At 67.9% G+C, this 22,228-nt stretch carries 16 protein-coding genes; 9 read left to right on the top strand and 7 right to left on the bottom strand.

Annotated elements, in window-relative coordinates:
• Positions 1 to 141: 141 nt before the first annotated feature.
• Together ACWPN8_RS21865 and ACWPN8_RS21870 are read left to right on the top strand one after the other, a co-directional pair.
• A complete protein-coding gene (locus tag ACWPN8_RS21865; RefSeq protein WP_492242266.1) occupies positions 142 to 1,299 on the top strand; it encodes an efflux RND transporter periplasmic adaptor subunit in 1,158 nt (385 codons plus the stop codon).
• Positions 1,299 to 4,391 carry an efflux RND transporter permease subunit gene (locus ACWPN8_RS21870; protein ID WP_109446826.1) on the top strand — a complete coding sequence of 1,031 codons (3,093 nt, stop codon included), beginning with the start codon at positions 1,299 to 1,301 and terminating at the stop codon, positions 4,389 to 4,391. Before ACWPN8_RS21865 ends, ACWPN8_RS21870 begins: the two co-directional genes overlap by 1 nt.
• A gap of 185 nt (positions 4,392 to 4,576) precedes the next feature.
• On the opposite strand, the gene ACWPN8_RS21875 is transcribed toward ACWPN8_RS21870, so the two are convergent.
• On the bottom strand, positions 4,577 to 5,986 hold the full coding sequence (locus tag ACWPN8_RS21875; protein WP_492242267.1) for an amidase: 1,410 nt from the start codon (positions 5,984 to 5,986) through the stop codon (positions 4,577 to 4,579).
• Positions 5,987 to 6,098: 112 nt separating this feature from the next.
• Between ACWPN8_RS21875 and ACWPN8_RS21880 the strand changes: the two genes are divergently transcribed.
• Positions 6,099 to 6,662, top strand: coding sequence for a TetR/AcrR family transcriptional regulator (locus ACWPN8_RS21880; RefSeq protein ID WP_109446822.1), 564 nt, complete (start codon positions 6,099 to 6,101; stop codon positions 6,660 to 6,662).
• Between the two features lie 175 nt (positions 6,663 to 6,837).
• On the opposite strand, the gene ACWPN8_RS21885 is transcribed toward ACWPN8_RS21880, so the two are convergent.
• A complete protein-coding gene (locus tag ACWPN8_RS21885; protein ID WP_492242268.1) occupies positions 6,838 to 8,352 on the bottom strand; it encodes a TolC family protein in 1,515 nt (504 codons plus the stop codon).
• Positions 8,353 to 8,544: 192 nt separating this feature from the next.
• Between ACWPN8_RS21885 and ACWPN8_RS21890 the strand changes: the two genes are divergently transcribed.
• The 3 genes from ACWPN8_RS21890 to ACWPN8_RS21900 all read left to right on the top strand — a co-directional run bounded on the left by ACWPN8_RS21890 (position 8,545) and on the right by ACWPN8_RS21900 (position 11,865).
• Positions 8,545 to 9,243, top strand: coding sequence for an ABC transporter ATP-binding protein (locus ACWPN8_RS21890; RefSeq protein WP_109446816.1), 699 nt, complete (start codon positions 8,545 to 8,547; stop codon positions 9,241 to 9,243).
• The gene (locus ACWPN8_RS21895; RefSeq protein ID WP_492242269.1) at positions 9,240 to 10,529 is read left to right on the top strand and encodes an ABC transporter permease; all 1,290 of its coding nucleotides are present in this window, start codon (positions 9,240 to 9,242) and stop codon (positions 10,527 to 10,529) included. Before ACWPN8_RS21890 ends, ACWPN8_RS21895 begins: the two co-directional genes overlap by 4 nt.
• Before the next feature lie 901 nt (positions 10,530 to 11,430).
• Positions 11,431 to 11,865, top strand: coding sequence for an efflux RND transporter periplasmic adaptor subunit (locus ACWPN8_RS21900; RefSeq protein ID WP_492242270.1), 435 nt, complete (start codon positions 11,431 to 11,433; stop codon positions 11,863 to 11,865).
• 62 nt (positions 11,866 to 11,927) lie between these two features.
• On the opposite strand, the gene ACWPN8_RS21905 is transcribed toward ACWPN8_RS21900, so the two are convergent.
• The 3 genes from ACWPN8_RS21905 to ACWPN8_RS21915 form a co-directional block, all read right to left on the bottom strand.
• A complete protein-coding gene (locus tag ACWPN8_RS21905; RefSeq protein WP_492242271.1) occupies positions 11,928 to 12,761 on the bottom strand; it encodes a hypothetical protein in 834 nt (277 codons plus the stop codon).
• 28 nt (positions 12,762 to 12,789) lie between these two features.
• On the bottom strand, positions 12,790 to 13,224 hold the full coding sequence (locus ACWPN8_RS21910; RefSeq protein WP_109446809.1) for a hypothetical protein: 435 nt from the start codon (positions 13,222 to 13,224) through the stop codon (positions 12,790 to 12,792).
• Positions 13,225 to 13,371: 147 nt separating this feature from the next.
• On the bottom strand, positions 13,372 to 14,073 hold the full coding sequence (locus ACWPN8_RS21915; RefSeq protein ID WP_199237589.1) for a calcium-binding protein: 702 nt from the start codon (positions 14,071 to 14,073) through the stop codon (positions 13,372 to 13,374).
• A 339-nt stretch (positions 14,074 to 14,412) separates the two neighbouring features.
• Here ACWPN8_RS21915 and ACWPN8_RS21920 point away from each other — a divergent pair, with 339 nt between their 5' ends.
• Genes ACWPN8_RS21920 through ACWPN8_RS21930 form a run of 3 tightly spaced genes read left to right on the top strand, consistent with a single transcriptional unit; the run spans position 14,413 to position 18,652 of the window.
• Positions 14,413 to 15,507: a hypothetical protein gene (locus ACWPN8_RS21920; protein ID WP_492242272.1), complete on the top strand. Its 1,095-nt coding sequence runs from the start codon at positions 14,413 to 14,415 to the stop codon at positions 15,505 to 15,507.
• A 44-nt stretch (positions 15,508 to 15,551) separates the two neighbouring features.
• Complete coding sequence (locus ACWPN8_RS21925) at positions 15,552 to 17,345, top strand: type I secretion system permease/ATPase (RefSeq protein WP_492242273.1); 1,794 nt, start codon at positions 15,552 to 15,554, stop codon at positions 17,343 to 17,345.
• Positions 17,342 to 18,652, top strand: a complete 1,311-nt coding sequence (locus tag ACWPN8_RS21930) for an HlyD family type I secretion periplasmic adaptor subunit (RefSeq protein ID WP_492242274.1) — start codon at positions 17,342 to 17,344, stop codon at positions 18,650 to 18,652. Before ACWPN8_RS21925 ends, ACWPN8_RS21930 begins: the two co-directional genes overlap by 4 nt.
• A 324-nt stretch (positions 18,653 to 18,976) precedes the next feature.
• Here the strand turns inward: ACWPN8_RS21930 and ACWPN8_RS21935 are convergent, their stop codons facing one another.
• Both ACWPN8_RS21935 and ACWPN8_RS21940 read right to left on the bottom strand, forming a co-directional pair.
• Complete coding sequence (locus tag ACWPN8_RS21935) at positions 18,977 to 19,666, bottom strand: response regulator transcription factor (protein ID WP_158285388.1); 690 nt, start codon at positions 19,664 to 19,666, stop codon at positions 18,977 to 18,979.
• A gap of 19 nt (positions 19,667 to 19,685) precedes the next feature.
• On the bottom strand, positions 19,686 to 22,115 hold the full coding sequence (locus ACWPN8_RS21940; protein ID WP_492242275.1) for a sensor histidine kinase: 2,430 nt from the start codon (positions 22,113 to 22,115) through the stop codon (positions 19,686 to 19,688).
• Positions 22,116 to 22,228: the final 113 nt, after the last annotated feature.

Consider the following 22,228-nt stretch of genomic DNA (forward strand, 5'->3'; position numbering starts at 1 on the left):
TCTTCCTCGTGTCGGGGTGGGCCCCGGAAGCGCCCCGATGGCGGTGCCGCCATGCAAGAGCGCCCTGTCATTTAGATTGCGTTCGACCTCTATAATCAATATAGATGTCGTACGCAATCTAATTTGATCGAGGCGGCGGGCATGAAAAAGAGACCCATGGTCGTGGCGGGTGGCGTTCTGACGGTGGCGCTCGGCGCTGCCGCGGTCGTGACGCTGTCCATGCACACACAGGAGGCGTCGGCGGTGAGCGATCCCCGGCAGGAGGCGCCGATCGTCCGGCTTGCCGCAGCGGTTCCGGTCGCCGGATCGGAGCGCGGCTTCACCGGCGTCGTCGGGGCGAGGGTGCAGAGCAATCTCGGCTTCCGCGTCCCCGGCAAGATCATCGAGCGGCTGGCGACGGTCGGGCAGCCGGTCAAGGCCGGCCAGCCGCTGATGCGCATCGACGAGACGGACCTGCGCCTCGCCCTCACGGCGAAGCGCAACGCGGTCGCCGCGGCGCGTGCAACGGCCGTGCAGACCCAGGCGGACGAGCGGCGCTACGCCAGTCTGGTCAATGACGGCTGGGCCACCCGGCAGCGTCATGAACAGGCGAAGGCCGCGCTGGACACCGCCAGGGCGCAGCTCGCCAGTGCGGAAGCCGATGCGCGGGTCGCCGAGAACGAGGCGACCTATTCGGTCCTGGTCGCCGACAGCGACGGCACGGTGGTCGAAACGCTGGGCGAGCCGGGACAGGTCGTCGCCGCCGGCCAGACCGTCGTCCGGATCGCCCAGGCCGGCCCGCGCGAGGCGGTGGTGGCGCTGCCCGAAACCATCCGGCCGCAGATCGGCTCGCCGGCCGAGGCCAGCCTCTATGGCACCGACGGGCAGCGCTACGGTGCGCGTCTGCGCCAGCTGTCGGACGCCGCCGATGCCCAGACCCGCACCTACGAGGCGCGCTACGTGCTCGATGGCGACGCCGCCTCGGCACCGCTCGGCGCGACGGTCACCATCAGGCTGGCCGGATGGACGGCGGGCCGGGCAATGGATCCGGCAGTGGATCGGGCAGTGGATCGGACAGGTCAGGCGGACATGCAGGTGCCGCTGGGCGCCGTGCTGGACGATGGCCGGAAAACCGGTGTCTGGACCCTGGACCGCGCCAGTTCGACGGTGCGCTTCCAGCCGGTCCGGCTGGTCCGGGTGAGTGGCGACACCGCCGTGATCTCCGGGCTCGGCCTCGGCGACCCGGTGGTGTCGCTCGGCGCCCATCTTCTCCAGGACGGGGTCCGCGTCAGGACCGCCGCCGAGAGCGGAGGCCGGTGATGAGCCTCAATCTTTCCGCCATCGCCGTCCGTGAACGGGCCGTCACCCTGTTCTTCATCCTCCTGCTGGCGGCGGGGGGCGCCTTCGCCTTCGTCATGCTCGGCCGGGCGGAAGACCCCTCCTTCACCATCAAGACCCTGACCGTCACCAGCGTGTGGCCGGGCGCCACCGCGCGCGAGATGCAGGATCTCGTCGCCGAACCGCTGGAGAAACGCCTTCAGGAACTGAGCTGGTACGACCGGGTGGAGACGACGACCCGGCCCGGCTACGCCTATATGACCCTGACGCTGAAGGACAGCACGCCGCCGGCCAAGGTGCAGGAGGAGTTCTACCAGGCCCGCAAGAAGATGGGCGACGAGACGCGCAACCTGCCGCCCGGCGTGCTCGGCCCCTTCGTCAACGACGAATATTCCGACGTCAGCTTCGCGCTCTATGCGCTGAAGGCCAAGGGCCTGCCGATGCGCGAGCTGGCCCGGCAGGCGGAGACGATCCGCCAGGACCTGCTGCATGTGCCCGGCGTCAAGAAGGTCAACATCCTGGGCGAGCGTCCGGAACGGATCTTCGTCGAGTTCTCCTATGCCAGGCTGGCGACGCTCGGCGTGTCGGCCCAGGACATCATCGCCGCCTTGCAGCGGCAGAACACCGTCACGCCGTCAGGGTCCATCGACACCCAGGGGCCGCAGGTCTTCATCCGGATCGACGGCGCCTATGACGGCGTGCAGGCGATCGCCGACACGCCGATCGTCGCCGCCGGGCGGACGCTGAAGCTGTCGGACATCGCGGAGGTCCGCCGCGGCTACGAGGATCCGCCGACCTACATCATCCGCCACCAGGGTGAACCCACCGTCATGCTGGCGGCGGTGATGCAGGAGGGCTGGGACGGCCTGGCGCTCGGCAAGGCGCTGGAGGACCGGGCGGCGGGCATCGCGCGGTCGCTTCCGCTCGGGATGACGCTCGACAAGGTGACCGATCAGGCCGTCAACATCGCCTCGGCGGTCGACGAATTCATGATCAAATTCGCCATGGCGCTGGGCGTGGTGCTGCTGGTCAGCCTGCTCAGCCTCGGCTGGCGCGTCGGCATCGTCGTGGCGGCCGCCGTCCCGCTGACGCTCGCCGTCGTCTTCCTGATCATGCTGGAAAGCGGGCGCTTCTTCGACCGCATCACGCTCGGCGCGCTGATCCTGTCGCTCGGCCTGCTGGTGGACGACGCCATCATCGCCATCGAGGTGATGGTGGTGAAGATGGAGGAGGGCGTCGACCGCATCAGGGCGGCCGCCTACGCCTGGAGCCACACGGCGGCGCCGATGCTGTCGGGGACGTTGGTGACGATCGCCGGCTTCCTGCCGGTGGGGTTCGCGCGCTCGACCGCCGGCGAGTATGCCGGCAACATCTTCTGGGTCGTGGGCTTCTCCCTCATCGTCTCCTGGATCGTGGCGGTGGTCTTCACGCCCTATCTGGGCGTCAAGATGCTGCCGGCGATCAAACCGGTCGCCGGCGGTCACGAGGCGATCTACGGCACCCCGAACTACCGGCGCCTGCGGGGGATCATCGGCTTCGCCGTGCGCCACAAGATCGTGACCTGCGTCGTCGTCGGCCTCGCCTTTGCCGTCGCCATCGTCGGCATGGGCGGCGTGAAGCAGCAGTTCTTCCCGACCTCCGACCGCCCCGAGGTGCTGGTGGAGGTCCGCCTGCCGGAAGGCACCAGCATAGAGACGACGACGGCCTCGGTCCAGAAGATAGAACGCTGGCTGGCCGATCAGCCGGAGGCGAAGATCGTCACCAGCTATGTCGGCCAGGGCGCGCCCCGCTTCTTCATCGCCCTGTCGCCCGAACTGCCCGATCCCGCCTTCGCCAAGATCGTCGTGCTCACCCCGGACGCCGAGACGCGCGAGGCCCTGAAGCACCGGCTGCGGCAGACGGTGGCGCAGGGATTGGTGCCCGAGGCCTATGTCCGCGTCACCCAGCTCGTGTTCGGCCCCTACACGCCGTTCCCGGTCGAATTCCGGGTGATGGGCCCCGATCCGGCAAAGCTCTACGACATTTCCGAAAAGGCCCTCGCCATCATGCGGAGCGTGCCGGATGTCCGGCAGGCCAACCGGGATTGGGGCAACCGCACGCCGGTGCTCCGCTTCACGCCCGACCAGGATCGCCTGAACCTCATCGGTCTCTCTCCGGCCGAGGTCGGCCAGCAACTCCAGTTCCTTCTGACCGGGATCGCCGTCACCCAGGTGCGCGAGGACATCCGCAACGTCCCCATCGTGGCGCGCAGCGCCGGCGGCGAACGCCTGGACCCGGCGCGTCTTGCCGACTTCTCGCTGACGAGCCGCACCGGCCAGCAAATCCCGCTCGACCAGATCGGCCATGCCGACATCAGGCTGGAAGAGCCGATGATGAAGCGCCGGGACCGGACATCCGTCATCACCATCCGCTCGGACTACAACGAGGCGACCCAGCCGCCGGAGGTCTCCAAGCAGATCATGACGGCCCTTCAGCCGCTGATCGCCTCGCTTCCGGCCGGCTATCGCATCGAAGCGGGCGGGTCGATCGAGGAATCCGCCAAGGCCAACACCGCCCTCGGCAAGGTCTTCCCGGTCATGATCGCCGCCATGCTGGTCTTCATCATGCTGCAGGTGCGGTCCTTCTCGATGATGGCCATGGTCCTGCTGACCGCACCGCTCGGCGTCGTCGGCGTCGTGCCGATGCTGCTCGCCTTCAACCAGCCCTTCGGTTTCAACGCCATCCTCGGGCTGATCGGTCTGGCCGGCATCCTGATGCGCAACACGCTGATCCTGACCGAACAGATCAAGGAGAACCAGGCGGCCGGTCTCGACGATTACCACGCCGTCATCGAAGCCACGGTGCAGCGGACGCGGCCGGTGATCCTGACCGCTCTTGCCGCGGTGCTGGCCTTCATCCCCCTCACGCATTCGGTCTTCTGGGGGTCTATGGCCTACACGCTGATCGGCGGCACGGCGGTCGGCACGGTGCTGATCCTGCTCTTCCTCCCCGCTCTCTATGCGGCATGGTTCCGCATCAAGCCGGCGGCGGTCGAGGAGACGTCCAGCCCACAGGCCGGTCTCGGCTTGATCTGAAGTGCTTTCGAGGTGGTTCTCCGGAACGGGGAACCACCTCTCATTGTGTCCGCCAATCGACCCTTTGACCGACAACATGCGAAAACTCGCTATTTGCATGTTGAAGAGGAGCGCATGCTTTCCTTTTCCGCGATCAACGGAAATATTTCACCCGGAAGCATGCAGCTTCCGGCTGCGGATTGACCTCAAAGAGTTGGGTGGCCCCCGCGAACGGGACTTACGCCCTCCAGCAGAGTCGCGAGGTGCAGGATCGTCGACTCCGCGAACCAGCTTCCGACGATCTGCACATTGATCGGCAGGCCCTCGTTGCTCGTGCCGAACCGCATCGCAATACCAGGCAGGCCGGTGATGTTGAGCGGCACGGTCGCGCCCTGGAGGTAGGTTGCATCGACCTTTTGGCCGTTGATCACGAACTCGTCCTGCCCATGCTTGTGCGCAGGAATGGGCAGGACGTGCGTGATCAGAGCGTCATACCCGCGGAAATATCCCGCGTAGCCATCGCGTAGGCGCTCCGCCGCCTGCTCAGCCTCGATGAAATCGTCCATCGATGTGTCTGGCAGCGACAGCATGGTCTTGGCCATCTTGTAAAGCTCGTCGTCGCGACGGCCGGCCGTCGCCATGCGGAAGGCGGGCTTCATCTCCATCACATGGAGCTTGTTGAACACGTCGAGGGCGAAGTCGCGCTCCAACGCAGGGATCCGTACCTGCTCGACATGGATGCCAAGGGTCGCGAGAGCCTCGGCGGCCGCCTTGACGGTCGCAGCGACCTCGGGATCGACCGGCCCGAAGCCCGGCTCGACCATCCAGCCCACCCGCAGCTGGCGGTAGGGCTGACGACCGACGCCGGCGTCGAACCGGGCGGCGCTGGTCGAGAAAGCGTCGTGACCGTCCGGGCCTGAAAGCTGTGAGAAGGCGAGCGCCAGATCGCGAATGCTGCGAGCCATCGGGCCTACGTGCCAGAAACGGCGCGGCGCACGCGGCCAGATGCCCGTCATCGGGACGCGCCCGTGCGTTGCTTTGAGAGACACGATGCCGGTCTGGGCGGCGGGGCCGCGAACCGAGATGGCGAGGTCGGTGCCGAGACCGAGCGGCGACATGCCCGCCGCGATCGCCGCAGACTCGCCACCGCTTGAGCCGCCCGGCGTCCGCTCCAGGTCCCAGGGATTGTTGGAACGGCCGGAAAGCAGGTTGTCGCTTTCAATCCAATACGAGAATTCAGGAAGGTTGGTTTTGGCGAGCAGAATGCCACCCGCCTTTTTCAGCCGCGCAACGCTGGTCGCGTCCATGTCGGGGATGCGCCCCTTGAAGATCGGCGAGCCGCGTTGCGTCATTACGCCAGCCGTATCGATCGAATCCTTGGCCGTGAAGGGGACGCCATGCAGCGGGCCAAGCTCTTCGCCCGCCAGCACCGCAGCCTCTGCTGCCTTGGCGGCATCGAGTGCACCACCGGCAATGGTGACAATGGCGTTGATTTTGGGATCTACCGCCGCGATCCGGTCGAGATGGGTCTGGACGACCTCGACCGGCGAGACCTCGCGGGTGCGGATCAGTTCGGCAAGCCGGGTGGCATCGGAAAAGAAGACATCATCGCTCATGGTGCACCTACCTAACGTTCGATAGGTGACAGATTTAGATCTTCCATTCTGGACCGTCAAGCCCTAACTAACAGCCGGTAGGTCACAACGCCGATTGGTCCAAGGGACGAAGATGAGCACGAACTCCAGGGAGGCGATACTCGCCGCAGCGACCGACATCGCGCAGGCGCATGGCTATGGCGGCATGAATTATCGTGAGCTTGCCAGTGCCGTGGGCATCAAAGCGGCGAGCATTTATCATCATTTCCCGAGCAAGGCCGACCTTGGTGCCGCGGTGGCGAAGCGCTACTGGGAGACCACCGCGTCCGACCTTGAAGCGCTCTTGATCGAGACCGGGGATCCGACACGGGCGTTGCAGGCCTATTCCCGGATTTTCCGGCGCTCGCTGGAGCGCGAAAACCGCCTATGCCTCTGCAGCTTCATGTCCGCCGAGTACGATGATCTTCCCGATGCGGTGAAGACCGAGGTCCAGGCTTTTACCGATGTCAACGTGGATTGGCTTGCAAGGACGCTGGCCGCCGCGAACGGCTCTCGTGTCGAAGCCAATGCAGCCAAGGCGCGCGCGATCTTCGCGGCCGTCGCCGGAGCTCAACTGCTTGCTCGAAGCCGAGCGGACATCTCAGTGTTCGATGCGCTGATCGAAAGCTACCGAAGCTCAGGGCTCATTGCAGCCTGAGCTGGTCCCCGTTTCCCGGACAGTCGGATAAGCTTGGTTCGCCACGAGGAAGAACGGCCCCGATGACGGGGAAACGGACGCGGTATTCCGCGGAGTTCAAGGCGAAGGTGGCGCTGGAGGCGATCCGGGGCGAGTTGACGGTGTCGCAACTGGTGGCCAAAGCAACGGGATGGCCTTATCGGGCGGTGTCGTTCAGCTCGATGCGCCAGGTGTCCAGCGTGGTGCCGAGCAGTTGGTCGAGAGCCACCAGACTGTCCAGATAGGCGATCAGCGTGCCCAGCTCCGCGCCCTCGGCGGCGCGCAGCTGGTCCTGGAACGCCACGACCTGGAAGTTGGTGGAGCGCCCGGCCCGCAGCTTCACCGTTTCCACCGCCAGCGTCCGCTCCGCCAGGTCCCGTGAGCGCCGGCTCAGCGTGTAACGGCGCCAGGAGGCCTCGAGGTCGCGCACGCCATCCCGCACCTGCGTCTCCACCTGGATCCGCAACTGGTCGAGCTGCACCTCGGCTTGGCGCAGGCCGACGGTGGCCTGCACCTCCTGCTGCTCGATGGCCGGGTTGTTGATGGGGATGCTCAGCTGGATGCCGCCCCGCAGATCGGTCTTGGTGCTCGGCAGGCGTTCGCTGGCGCGCAGCCCCGTTCGGCCGCTGCCGGGCAGGCTGACCCCTGCAACCACCGTCAGGTCCCACAGCCGCTGGTTCCGGGCGACGTCCAGCCCGATCTTGGCGGCCTCGTTGGAGATGATCTGCGACAGATAGTCGGGACGGTTCTCGAAGGCGAGCGCCCGCGCGGTCTCCAGCTCCACCCGGACAGGCTCGGCCGTCAGCCGGTCCGACGGAACGATCCGCGTGTTCAGGTCGAGCGCCAGCAGGCCAAGCAGGCGGAGCCGCGCCGCGTCGAAGCCGCTCTCGGCCTGCAACACCGCCAGTTCCTGGTTCACCGCGGTCGATTGCGCCTGGACCAGCTCCGCCTCCGCCATGCGGCCGGCACGGATCAGCGCCTGGTTGGTGGTCTCCAGCCCGCGGGCGCGGTCAAGCGCAGTGCGGGCGAGCGCGATCTGCTGGCGGGCCTGGAGGAACTGGTGGTAGGCGCCGACGATCTCGGTCACCGTGTTGGCGACGGTGCTCTTCAGGCGGAGCCGGTTGTAGCGTTCCTCAAGCCGTGCCTGACGGAGCGGCGCCGTCGCCACGTCGGGGCCGGCGCCCCTCAGCAAAGGCTGGATCACGCTCAGGGTCAGGTCGGAACTGCCGGCCAGCATGCCGTTGCCCACCTGCCCGTTTCCTGTCTGGCGCCGTGCCCGCTGGCCGACATCCCAGCCGAAGCTGATGGTGGTGCCAAGCGGGGTCAGCAACTGCACCGTGGGTGCCGCACGGAGTTCGCCGTTCCGGCTGGAACCGGTGCGGTCGATGAGCGCCGACGTGATGAGGACGCCTTTCGGCGAGAACAGCGATTCCGCGACGCGCAGGTTGAAGCTGTCGAGGACCCGTTGCAGATAGGCGCCGCGCACCGCCGAATTCTGGCGCAGGCCCAGATAGACCGCTTCCGGCAGGGTCAGGGGCAGCTCCGGTCCCGGAACAACCGCCGGCACCGGCGTGCCCGGCTGGGCATAGGACCGCACGGGCACGGTCTGCGCCCGGACGGTGCCGGCCCAAAGCGAGGCGGCGGCCAGCAAGGCACCCGCCAGCGCGATCAAGACCGCGAGACGGCCCTCACACGTTGCAAACTCCGCTCCCAAACCGCCCAGCCCTTCCCCATCCGCCTTGAAACAGGGTTGGAAGATTAACGGAAGACGATTGTTTTCTCCACCCATGCTTGCAAGCGATGTGCGTACAGGCTAGAAGCTGCACAGCCTTCGGGCGGTGCATCGAAGCGGGACGGCCTGCCCATGCTCGACCTTACGGGCGTTCACAAAACCTATGGCACCGGAGCGGCGCGGGTCCCGGTGCTGCGCGACGTGTCGCTCGCCATCCGGGCGGGCGAGGTTTGCGCGATCACCGGATCGTCCGGATCGGGCAAGTCGACGCTGCTCAACCTGCTGGGGCTGCTGGATCGGCCGGACGCCGGCCGCGTCCTGTTCGACGGCGAGGATTTGGGCGCGACATCGGTGGACCGGCGCGCCCGGCTGCGCAACCGCTGCATCGGCTTCGTCTTCCAATCCTTCCATCTGCTGCCCCGGCTGTCGGCCCTGGACAATGTGGCCCTGCCCTTCCTGTACCGGGGCCTTTCGCCGCGCTCCTGCCGCGACCGGGCGATGGCGGCCCTGGAGCGGGTGGGGCTGGCCGACCGCGCGCATCATCGGCCCGATGCCATGTCCGGCGGCCAGCGGCAACGCGTCGCCGTCGCCCGCGCCATTGTCGGCAAGCCCCGGCTGCTCCTGGCCGACGAGCCGACCGGCAACCTGGACAGCGAGTCGGCCCGGCGGATCATCGACCTGTTCGCCGCACTGAATGCCGACACCGGCGTGACGATCGTCGTGGTGACGCACGACCCTGCCATTGCCGCGCGCTGCCCGCGCCGCATCCTCATGCGGGACGGCCGGGTGGCCGCCCCGGAGGACGCGGCATCCCGGACGCCAAGCGCATGACCGGATCGCCCACGACCGGTTCTTTTCCTGCCGGAACGGATGCGGCGGAGCCGGAGGAGGCTGGCGGTCCCGGCCTGTGGCGTGCGCTGGTGGCCGACGCGCTCGGCAACCTCCGGGCGGTACGGCAGCGATCCTTGCTGGCGCTGCTGGGCATCGGGATCGGCACGGCGGCGGTCATCGCCATGCTTGGCGTCGGTGACGCCGCCAAGCGGCAGGCGCTGGGCCAGTTCCGGGCGATGGGCACCGACCTGCTGGCGATCCAGGCGGACACCGCCCAGGCCGGCCGGCCGGCGCCGCTGATGCCAGGCGACGCCTCGGCACTGCTCGGGCGGTCCGGACTGGTGGCGGTCGCTCCCATCGCCGTCACCGGAATGGAACTGGCGCACGGACGCGCCCGCGCGGTGGCAAGCGTGGCCGGGGTGACCGGCGACCTTGCGGCGGTGGCACGTCTGCGCATGGCCGAAGGGCGGTTCCTGTCCGCGTTCGACGGATCGCAAAGCTTCGTGGTGCTGGGCGGCGGGCTGGCCCGGAAGCTTGGCGGCGATGGCGGCCGGAAGGACGGCTGGAATGATGGCCCGGATGGAGCCGGTCCGGCGGTCGGCGACGATTTGCGCCTGGGCGGATACCGCTACACGGTCATCGGCATCCTGGAGGAAACGCTCCCCAACCCGCTGCTTCCGGTCGACCTGAACGGCGCAGCGCTCGTTCCCCTCCCCGGCCTGCGGCGCATCGCCGCGGACACCGGATTGACGGCGCTGGTGGCCCGCATGGCACCGGACACCGACGACACGGCGGCACGGCACGCCGTGGCCGCGCATTTCGCCGATGCCCCCCATCCCCGCCCCGTGGTGGTCCAGAGCGCCCGCCAGATGATCGCCGCCATGGCCGAGCAGATGCAGGTCTATACGCTGCTGCTCGCGGCGGTCGGCGGGATTTCGCTGATCGTCGGCGGCGTCGGGGTGATGAACGTCATGCTGATGAGCGTGGTGGAGCGGCGGCGGGAGATCGGCATCCGTCTCGCGCTCGGCGCACGGCCACGCGACATACTGGGCATGTTCCTGGTCGAAGCGTCCGTCCTGTCGCTGGGCGGCGGGATTCTCGGCACCGTGCTCGGCATCGCAGCGGCGGCGGTCTATGCGCGGTCCGCCGGCTGGCCCTTCGCGCTGCCGGCCGCGGCCTTGCCGCTGGGACTGGGCATGTCGGTGCTGGTGGGCCTGCTCTTCGGCATCCTGCCGGCCCTGCGCGCCTCCCGCCTCGATCCAATCCAGGCCCTGCGGGGAGAGTGAGCCATGAAGGAAGCTGCGGGCATGACGGGATCGCCCAGGATCGGCATGGCGAAGGTCGTGGGGGTGGCGGCAGTGGCTGCGGTGGCCGCGCTCGGTGGCTGGGCCGCCTCGCCCGGCACCGGCCTGTTTCCCGGGGGGGACAGGTCCGGCCCGGCGATGGTGGCACAGGCAGCACCGGAACATGCGCCGGGCGCCACCATCATCGCGCAAGCCACGCCCGTGACGGCACGCCTCTCCCTGGTCGGCACCATCGAGCCCGCCCGCACGGTGAACGTCATCGCGCCGTTCGGCGGCATGGTTCGGGACAAGCGATTCGCCTATGGCGAGCGCGTGGAGCGCGGCCAGCCGCTGTTCGTCATGGATTCCTTCGAGTTGGATCTGCGGTTGCGCGACGCCGAAGCCACCATGCTGAAGGCGGCGCAGCGGGTCGGGGAACTGGCCGACTGGTCCCGCGGCGCCGAGGTGTCCCGCGCCCGCCGTCAGGTCGCCGGCACGGAACGCGACGCCGCCCAGGCGCAACGGCGCCTGCGGGACGCCAAGCCACTGATCGACCAGGGCATCATCCCTCGCCAGGAATACGAGGATCTGCGCCATCAGGCGGAGGGCCAGGCCGCCGCCCTGGCGACGGCGCGCGAGGATCTGGACGCCCTGCTCCGCCGCGGCGGAGCGGAGGCCCGCCGCCTGGCGGACTTGGACCTCGCCTCCGCGACTGCCCGGCTCGCGGATTTGCAGGAGCAGCGCGGCCGCGCCACGGTGGCGGCGCCGGTATCCGGGCTGGTGTTGAAGCCGCCGGCAACCGCCCAGACGGGCGCCACCGCCGTGGAGACCGGCAGCAGCGTGACTGGAAACCGAGATTCTGCTTCTGATCGCCGAACTGGAAAGCGTGGCGGTAACGGCGCGCGTGGACGAGATGGACGTCAACCGCCTGCGCGTCGGCCAGCCGGTGACGGTGACCGGCGACGCTTTTCCAGGCGGCCCGCTGCATGGGCGCCTCGCCTGGGTCGCGCATCAGGCGACGCCGGCGGAGAACGGGGCGCCGGGCGCGTCTTTCGCCCTGCGGGTGGAATTGCCGTCGCTGACGGAGGAGCAGCGCACGCCCGTGCGCATCGGCATGTCGGCCGCCCTGTCGATCACCCTGCACGACAACCCGGCCGGCATCGTCCTGCCGCCCGAAGCGGTGCGGCGCACCGCCGCAGGACCCGCGGTGCTTCGGCGCGATCCGGCGAGCGGTGCCGAGGAGGAGGTTCCCGTCACCCTCGGCGAGGCGACGCCGGCCGGTGTGGAAATCCGCGACGGCGTGCGGGTGGGCGACAGGGTCGTGGTCGCGCCGCCCTGAGCGGCTTTCCTGCGGCCTGCCCTGCCCAGTCCCGTCACGGCTTTTCCGTCACACCCCTTCCGTCACACCTTGCTGTCAAGCAGGGACCCCTGTTTGGTCGAGGCGCGGTGGGCCTGGTCGATCTGCGTTTCGAGGCCCTTCGCCCAGGGCTGGCTCTTCAGGCTTTCCAGACTGTCGATGCGGCCTTCGCTCCGCTCGCGGGCGGGGTCGCCTTTTGCCGCGCTCAACGCGGCCTTGATGACCTTGACCAGCGGATTGTCGCTGTCCAGGTTCTCAACCGGCTGCCCGTCCCGTTCCGCAAGCATTTCATGGCTCTGCTGCATCGACGCGCGGGACATGGCCCAGTTCACCGATTGCTTTTCCTCGTCGCTGACCGAGTCGAGGAATTTGGCCCCGGCTTTCATCGCGTTCGCAAGATTTCCCTGGAAGGCGGCGATGCTGGCGGGATTGGCCGAATCGATGCCCTGCGCCTGCTCCACCTGCTTTCCCATCAGGAAGTCGGCCGCGCCCTGCTCGTCCTTGCTGAACTGGCCGCCCGCATTGCTGGCGACGGCATAGAGCGCGCGACGGTCCATGCCCTGGAAGGCGGCTTCCCAGTCCTTGCCGGACGTGTGCATGTCCATGGCCTTGCCGCGCTGCTGGTAAACGGCATCGAGCGCGGCACGGGCGTCCTTGGCGACGGTGGCGAAGTCCTTCTTCACCGCGCTCCCCCCGGCGGTGGCGGAGGCAGTGGCGGTGGCGGTGGCGGTGGCGGCCCCGCCGTCCGCCGTCGCGTTCGCGCGCGCGTCCGCAGAGACCTTCGCGCTTTTAACCGTGACGGCGGTGCTTGCCACGCTCTGGCCGGAGATCATCATCGCAACATCCCTCCTTGGAAAAGAGAGGCGTCCGGCCGCCACGCGATGCGGCCGGACGCCCGGGCTACGATCAGTTCACGTTCAGCGTCACGGCCCAGTCGCCGTTCGAGCTGACGCTGGTGATGGTGTAGGTGCAGGTGATCCCGCTGCCGCTGGCGGTCGTGTTGACCGTCGGGTAATTCCACGGGCCGGTCAGCGAGCTGCGGAGCCGCGTGGCGACGAAGCGGCAGGAACGGCCATTGTCGGCCCGCTGATAGGTGACGCTGCACCCGTTCGACGTCAGCGAGCTTGTGGCCGTGCGGGTGGCGAACGAACCGGCCAGGATCGAGGACGGCCAGGACTGATTGAGGGTGCCGACGCAGCTGCTGGTCTGGTAGGTCAAGGACACGGCGGTGTTGTCCTTCAGCGTGAGCGTCGCGGCGGACTGCGCCGAAGCCGCGCCGGCCCCCAGCGAGACGAACGACGCGACCGCAAAGCCGACGGCACCCTTGAGAATGGCGTTCATTTTTGAATCCTTTTTGCCTTTGCGGCGGCCTGTCCGGCAGATCGTTCCTGCGGCAGGCAAGCCTTGAGAATGTTTTGAAGCGGCCATCGCACCGATGACCGCCAATGGACCGAAGTCAGCGGCGAAATGCTTCGTCAGCGCGCAAGGTCAAAGATTCTGCGTGACACTGTTGAACCAGTAAGTGGTTCCGCCAACGTAGAGATACTCCACGCGCCCGGCGCCCGGCGCCGTCCCGCTCCAGTAATTGTCGATGTAAACGAACTCGCTGACGGCGCTGTCCCCCACCCGCTGGACGACGAGATCATTGGAATCGTTGCTGGAGCTGTAATAGGTCGCCCGATGGAACTCCAGGCCGGAGATGTTCGTGACCCCGCCGATGTTCAGAGTGTCGTACTCCCCTGAACTGTCGGAAATGTAATCCTGTCCATCGGCGTTGAAGGTGAACAGATAGGTGTCGTTGTAAGCCCCACCGTACAAGGTGTCGCTTCCGGCCCCGCCGGCCAGGACATCCTGTCCCAGCGCATCCCCGCCGTCGCCGTAGATCAGGTCGTTTCCGGCACCGCCATAGAGAGTATCGTTGTTGTTGCCGCCGACGAGCGTGTCGTTTCCGGCCTCCCCCACCAGCAGATCGTTTTCATTGTTGCCGTAAAGAAGGTCGTCCCCGGTTCCGCCATAGATGGTGTCGTTTCCGCTCCACCCATACAGCGTGTCATTTCCATCGTCGCCGGAGATGAGATCTGCGCTGGTCGTTCCAAGCAGATCGTCATTACCGGCACCGCCATAGAGCGTCGTCTCATCCGGGAGAGCATCGTGAACATCGTTCCCGGGACCGCCAAACCACGTCGTCATTGGATGCCTTTCCGGTAGTAAAATTTCTTGCATTTGCACACGCCGCGATGTCGTGGCGGTGGTAACGCTTATAAATTACGTCCAAAGGGTTGTATATAGAGATTTTTAATCAACTTAGTTTGGTTTCAAATCTTTTCCCGCGTTTTCATGCGGAAGATTGCATGGTTACAAGGGTTTCACTGAAAATTCCTTAGAATTCTAACGATTAGAATTCTATTCTCTTTCTCCTACTCTTTTGACCTGACGCTATTTGATTATGAACCATGGAATTTTAACATTTCGCTAATAATCTTGTGAAAGGAATCTGGCCGGAGAGAATATCAACCGGAGGACGGGGAAATGACCATGTCTATCGATCATATCGGGCGATCCCCCGCACCGTTGTCTTCGGCAGGTGGAACCCGGCGCGCTGCGGACTCGGCGCCCTCCACCACCCCATCCTCCGTTTCGGCCGGCACCGGCACCCCGACCGGCGACAGCGTGTCCGTGGGGAAGCTCGCCAAGGCGCTCAAAGGTCCCGCGGCCGATGCCTTCCAGTATCTGGACCCGAAGGCCCGCGGGATGCTGGAAGGGCTGGTGACCTCGGGCAAGATGAGTGCCGACGAGGTCGTCGACGGCCTGAACCATCTTGCCAAGACGGCAGGGTTCGACCTCTTCATGACGCAATCCCCGGCGACGGCAGGCGAAGCGCAGGCGGGTCAGAAAATGGCGGACCTGAGCCGTCAGGTGGGCGAGCGGGGACAGGCCGGCGACCGCGCGCTTGCCGCCATGTCCGCTCTCGACCAGGCCCACGGCAAGGGCCAGGTCTCGGACGCGGACTATGCCGTGCAGGTCAGGCAGGCGGGCAAGGCGTTCGAGGCCTCCCAGGCGAAATACGCCGACAGCGGGAACGCCCTCGAAGAGATGGGGCAAAGCATGGGCTTCGTCATTTCGAGCCGGCGGGACCGGTATGCCGACCAGCAGGGCGCGGATCAGCTGCCGACCGACGACACCCAGTCGAAGGAATTCAAGGCTTACGACAAGCTGACGTCGATGGGTTTCGACGCGTCGGTCTACCAGTCCGCCTTTACCCGCTATGCCGCCGGGGCCGAACCGGCCGCGTCCGCGAAAGCGACCTCCCAGGCCGCCCACAACTCCGCCCCCCAGGCCACTTCGCAACCCGATGCGCCGCCGACGCCCGCAACCGCCGCAGCCACAGCCGAACCGCGCCCCGCCGCCGACCGCTCCAACGCCGCGGCGGCCCTGTCGATGCTGCAATCGGCGCTCACCGCCCGTTCGGCGTCGCAGCAGGCCAGCCCGTTCAACGGCTCGGCGTCGGCCGACGCCGGGTCGGCGACCGGTGCGGCCGAAAGCATGCTCCAGGCCCTGAAGACGGGCACCAACACTGCGGCGGCTTCGCAGAAGGCCGCCCCCCGCGACCCTCAGGATGGCTGAGCGTGCGACAGCCGCCATGTTCCGGCCCTCCGGATGGCGTCGACGTGACGGACACGGCTGGCCTTCTGTCCCGTTGCCGGGCCCCCTTGGTCTGGGCAACGGGATTCAGCCTGCTGATCAACATCCTGATGCTGGCCTCGTCACTCTACATGATGCAGGTCTACGACCGTGTGCTGCCCTCCGGCAGCCTGCCGACATTGCTGTTCCTGTCGCTGATCACCGCCGGCGCCCTTGCCCTACTGAGCGCGCTCGATTTCTTGCGGGCCCGTCTGCTGGGCACGCTCGGCGATTGGCTGGAACGCCGCCTCGCCCCACCGGTCCTGGACCGCATGGTCGAGGCGGCGTTGCTCGGGCGGCGGGACGGGACAGCGATGCTGAAGGATCTCGGCACGCTGCACAGCGTTCTCGGCAACGGCGCCGCCTTCCTGTTCGATGTTCCGTGGGTCCCGGTCTACCTCGCGCTGATCTACGCGCTCCACCCGGTGCTGGGGCATCTGGCGGTGGCCTCCGCCCTGCTGCTGTTCGCCCTGGCGCTGGTCAACGACCGGGTCACCCGCACCTGCCTGCGCGACGCGACGGTTGCCAGCAACCGCGCGGTCGCCACCGCCGAGGCCGCCTTGCGCAATGCCGAGGTGGTCGATGCCATGCATCTGCTGCCCGGGCTCGCCCGCCGCTGGGGCCGCGACCACAGCCTTGCCCTCGATGCGCAGGACCGCGCCCATCGCCGCGGTGCGGTCTTGCTCAACGTCACCAAGTTCGTGCGCCAGCTTGTGCAGGTGGTCCTGCTCGGCACCGGGGCTTGGCTGGTGGTGCGCCACGAGATGGGCGCCGGCTCCATGATGGCCTCCTCCCTGGTGGTCGGGCGCGCCCTGTCCCCGGTCGAGCAGGCCATCGGCGGCTGGCGGCAGGTCAGCGCCGGGCGGGACGCCTGGCGGCGCCTGTCCGCCGCCTTCCTGCGGCCACGGCGGCGCGTGCCCGGACTGCCCTTGCCAAAGCCGGTCGGACAGCTCACCGTGCGCAACGTCGCCTTCCGCATCGGCGGAGGAGAACAGGGCGGGGAACCGGGTGGCGCGACGCCGGGGCGGGCCGTGCTGCACAACATCTCGTTCGACGCGCGGCCGGGAGAAGCCCTGGCGGTCATCGGGCCGTCGGCTGCCGGCAAATCCACGCTGGCGCGCCTGCTGGTCGGATTGCACCCGCCGCTTGCCGGGGTGGTGCGGCTCGACGGGGCGGACCTGTTCCAGTGGCGGCGCGACGACGTCGGCCGGCACATCGGCTATCTGCCGCAGGACGTGGAGCTGTTCGCCGGCAGCGTGGCGGAGAACATCGCCCGGATGGGCGACCCCGATCCCCGGGCCGTGGTGGAGGCTGCGACCCAGGCCGACTGCCACGCCATGATCCTGCGCCTGCCGCAGGGATACGACACCCAGGTCGGCGACGGCGGCGCCTTCCTGTCCGGCGGCCAGCGCCAGCGGGTGGCGCTGGCCCGCGCGCTGTACGGCGCTCCGAAGCTGGTGGTGCTGGACGAGCCGAACGCCAGTCTGGACGCCGAGGGCGAGCAGGCGTTGAACCGCGCAATCACTGCCCTGAAGGACCGTGGGGCCTGCGTGGTCGTCATCGGCCACCGCCCCGGCACGCTGGCCCAGGTCGACCGCATCCTGGCCTTGCGCGATGGCCGGATCGAAGCATTCGGCCCGCGCGCCGAGGTTCTGGACGCTCTGAAACGCCGGACGATGCATCCGGTGGCGGCCCGGCCGGCGCTACCGGACGCTGCGGGCGACCGGATTGGACCTCCTGCGGCACCGGTGCCGAAACTGCACAGCGTGGAGCCAGAATGACCGGGGATCCCTTGGCGCGCCCGCCGGTCGGGCGCCTTGTCGCCGCAGGGCTGGCACTCTCGCTGGCGGGCTTCGGCGGCTTCTGTGCCTGGGCGGCCCTCACGCCGCTTGCCAGCGCCGCGGTCGCGTCCGGAACGATCACCGCGGACAGCAACCGCAAGGCCGTGCAGCATCTGGACGGCGGCGTCATTGCGGCGATCCTGGTGCGGGACGGCGACCGGGTCAACGCCGGACAGCCCCTGATCCGCTTCGACGATCTGGAGGCCCGGTCCACCGCGACGCTGCTGGATGGGCAACTCTGCTCCCTGCTGACCCAGGAAGCCCGCCTGCTGGCCGAGCGCGACGGTGCCCTGTCGCTTGCGCCGATCCCGCTCCTGGCGCAACGCCTTGGCGCCGGCGATCCGGCGGTGGCGGAGATCGTCGCCGGACAGGAACGCATCTTCACCAGCCGCAAAGCCAGCCTGGATGGGCGCATCCTGATGACCCGGCAGCGCATCGCGCAGCTGGAGGCACAGATCGCCGGTTTGGAGGACCAGCGCCGGGCCGGGCTCAGGCAGCTGGCCCTGATCCGGGAAGAGACCGAGGCCGTCGCCGACATGGTCAACAAGGGGCTGGAGCGCAAGCCGCGCCTGCTCGCCCTGATGCGGCAGGCGGTCGATCTGGAAGGCGGACAGGGCGACCTCGCGAACCGCATTGCCCAAGCGCGCGAGGGCATCGCCCAGGCCGAGCAGGAGATCCTCACCCTGCGCGACGACCGGCAGAGCGAGGTGGCGGCGGAGTTGCGCGACGTGCAGATCCGTCGTGCCGAGACGGAGGAAAAACTGTCGGCCGCCCGCATCCGCCTGGACCGGCGCGATCTGCTTGCACCGGAGGCCGGCACGGTGATGGCCTTGCGCCGCTTCGCGTCCGGGGCGGTCGTGTCGCCGGGGGAGACGGTGCTGGACCTGGTGCCGCTGGATGACCGCCTGGTGGTCGACGCCCGCATCAGCCCGACGGACATCGACGTGGTCCATACCGGGCTGCCCGCCAAGGTGGTGTTAAGCGCGTTCAAGAGCCGCACGACACCGCAGCTGGACGGCACGGTGTTCCGCGTCTCTGCCGACGCGGTGACGGACGAGCGGACCGGACAGCCCTATTATCAGGCCCGCGTCGCCGTCGATCCCGGCCAGCTCGACCGTCTCCCGGAAATCCGTCTGCTGCCGGGGATGCCGGTGGAAACCCTGATCGTCACCGGGGAGCGCACACTGCTGCACTACCTCGTGCAGCCCATCGAGGACGGCTTCCGGAAAGCGTTCCGCGAAGAATAGGGAGACAGTCCCGGTTTCCCGGACAGATTTGCGGCTGGAACAAGCTTGGCTCTGGTTCCGGTTATGCCGCAAATCCGATCTGTGAGATGGTCCCCGTTTTCCGGTTCTCCCGCACTTTGCGTGGATCAGGCTGCAAGGGGGACGCGACGGCGCAGCGGATCGAAGCTGGCGCGTCCGTACATCTGACGCTTGATCAGCTTCAGCTTGTTGACCTGCCCCTCCGCCTGCCCGCTGCTCCAGGGCAGGGTGAGCGCCGCTTTGACGGCTGCCTCGTCCTGACGCCGGCGGCGAGGGTGAACCGGAAATGGGGACCCGCTCGCTTCCTCAAGGTGCGACAGGTGCGGCGAAGGCATAGCCACGAGACCGCAAGGTCCGTACCGGCAGGCTTTCCCCGGCCTCGCCCTCCACCTTCCGGCGCAGCCGGTGAATCAGCAGGTCGATGCTGCGGTCGTCCACCATCAGACGCTCGGCCAGCACGCGCCGCTGGATCACCTGCTCGGGGAACTCGAAGAAGGGCGCCAGAAGCTTGACCTCGGCGTCGCTGAGGGCGACCGCCTTTCCGCCCGGCGTCATCAGACGCCAGTGCGTTGCTTCCAAACGCCATGGGCGCTGGGCAAGCGCGGCGGGGCCGGCCGGACCGCGGCGACGACGCACCACCGAGCCGATGGCAGCCTCCAGTTCGCGCATGTCCAGCGGCTTGACCAGATAAATGTCGGCTCCGGCATTCAGGCCCAGAATGCGGTCCTCGACACGACCGCGCGCCGTGATCATCACCACGCCGAGTTCGGGTTCGCCGGGCCGGACACCGGCAGCCAACCGTTGGGCGATCGATACGCCGTCCTCCTCCGGCAGGCCGAGATCGAGCAGGATCAGGTCGGGACGACGCTCGGCGATGGCCCGATCCATCGCCCGGCCGCAATCGGCAGCGCGCACGGTCATGCCGCGGGCCTGGAGATAGGAGACAATCTCCTCGCTCAGATCCGCATGATCTTCGACAACCAGCACGTCCAGCATCGCCGCGGGCCCTCCAGTCTCAGCCATTTCCGTTCTTCGCCCTCTCCGGGATGCTTCCCCAGCCGAATCCGTCATCGCCATCCGCCGGCAGGTCTTCCAGGACGTTCAGCCGGATCGTGAACAGCGTCCCCCCGTCCGGCCGGTTCCGCATGCCGACAGTGCCGCCATGGGCCGACACGATATGGCGGACCAGATGCAGCCCCAGCCCCGCTCCCGGAATACGTGCGGAGCCGGCTCCCCGGTAATATTTCTCGAAAATGCGCTCACGCTCGCCCTCCGGAATGCCCGGCCCCCGGTCGGCGATGCAGAATACGGTCTCGTGCCCCTCCCGCCGCAGCCCGACCTCGATCACGCTGGCCGGGCCGGAATATTTCACCGCGTTCTCGATCAGGTTGGCCAGCGCCATGCCCAGAAGCGGTTCGTCACCGGTCAGGTCCGGCACGTCGTCGAGCCTCACGGCGAAGGTGTGATGCGGAGACGCCCCTTCGGCCGCCTCTACGATCCGGCGGAGCAGAGCTGCCGGATCGAACCGGTTGGAGCGCAGCATCAGGCCCGCCCCCTCGATACGGTCGTCCAGCAGGCAGGCGTCGATCATGCCGTTCATATGGCGCACCGACCGTTCGATCCGCTGCACACGCTGTACGGTGGCCTCGTCCCCGGCCGTCAGCGCCATGTTCTGGGCAGCGGTGCTGATCACCGCCAGCGGCGTCCGGAACTCGTGGCTGATCATGGCGAGGAATTGGCGCTGGGCCTCGCGGGCGGCCCGTTCCAACGCGACGGAGGCGTCGGCCATCTCCTTCGCCTTTGTCAGCTCCTGTTCGAGCTGCTTGCGGCTGGTGATGTCGTTGACGGCGAGCAGCCGGGCCGGCTGGCCCTGGTAGTCCAGCGGCACCATCGATGCCAGCGCCCAGAACCGGATGCCGGCCGCGTCCAGCATCTCGATCTCGGCGTTCTCCACCCGCCCGTCGCGCTCCAGCAGGGTCAGCAGCCGGTCGCGGTCGGCGGGATCGTGATAGAGATCGCTGCCCCCCAGCGACTCCCGCGCGCGCCGGTTGGCATAGAGGGGAGTCACGCGGGTTCTGTGGCTGATGACGATGGCGAGCGGCACCGCCTCCAGGGTCCGGCGAAGCTGCGCTTCGCGATCCTGCAACGCCATGTTGGCGTGATCGAGCGCCGCCGTGCGCTGCGTCACCCGGTCCGCCAGTTCGGCCTCGTTGCGGCGCAGGGCGACCACCAGGGCACGTTGGGCGTTGTCCTTCTCCACCCGCAGCAGACGCAACTGCGCCGCCATCATCGCCCCGAACAGCAGCATTTCGGCCATGGGCGCGTAGACCGGCAGGAAGTAGGTCGATTCCACCCACGGCACGATGCCGGCATTGCGCAGCGCCGTCACCACGTTGCCGGCCGCGAGCACCGTCCAGCCGGCAATCATGTAACGCGCGGCCCGGTGCCCGCCGGCCAGCCAGGACTGGATGCTGGCGGCAAGACCCGTCACCAGGATCAGCAGCGCAAGGTTGCGCGGGCGCAGGATCACGTCCGGCTCCAGGTCGCCCTCGATGAACAGATCGTAGACCGCGAGCATCAGGACACCGAACAGGATCGGCGTCGCCAGGATCGGGGCGATCCACCGGACATCGCGGCGCATCGGCAGCGCCGCGAACAGGAACCCGATGCCGAACGCTCCCGAGACGACCAGCCAGACGAAGGGATTGTTGTCACCGGGCAGCACGTGCCGCCCCCACAGCAGCCTGTCCAGGCCGGTCATCGCCAGGATGTGTCCGGCGGCCGCAAGAGCCGAAACGCCGTAGAACGCCAGCGCCACGCTGGTCAGCGCCACCGCCAGCGCCAGGGCGACGACCCCCAGCAGCACGACGATGGTGATCAGCGCCGTATGCATCAGGTTCTCGACCTGCTCGGTCCGCATCAGGGCGCCAGGACGCCAGAGATCGAGCGGGACGGCCATCGAGCCGCTGGTCACCCCCCGGAACCACAGGGTGTGGTGCCCCGCCGGCAGATCGATGAAGGCCGCATTGCGGCGGACCGGCAGCGACTGCGGAACGCGGTCGCCCAGGACCGCGACCGGGTCCGGCGACACGCTCCAGGAGGCCCACACCTCCATCCGGTCGAAGTTGGGCACCGCCAGGGTGAGGATGCGGCGCCCGGCGGCCGCGGGAAGAACCTCGATCTCGGTCCGCAGCCACAAGGCGTCGCGGGTGATTCCGAGGCTATAGTCCTGGGACAGGCGGGAAGACGGCGTGAACGAGCCTGCCTCGCCTCCCCGCAGGTCATCGATCGACAGTCGCCGACCCGGATCGCGCCGCATGGAAAAATCCGACAGCTCCACACGGTCCCGGCCGTCGACCAGCACGGGTTCCGCCCGCACTATGGTGGTGGCCAGGCTCAGGCACAGGGCGATGAGGCTGCACGCCGCGATCCAATGCCGTTTCACGCGCCGCACATCCCGATCCACGAGTTTCTCTCCCGCCATCCGGCGGCGAAAGCCTCACGCCGCCGATGAGCGGCCTTCCGTTTCGCCTCCATAAGGATCCGCTTTCGACCTTC

The organism is Azospirillum sp. UENF 112521 (assembly GCF_058780665.1).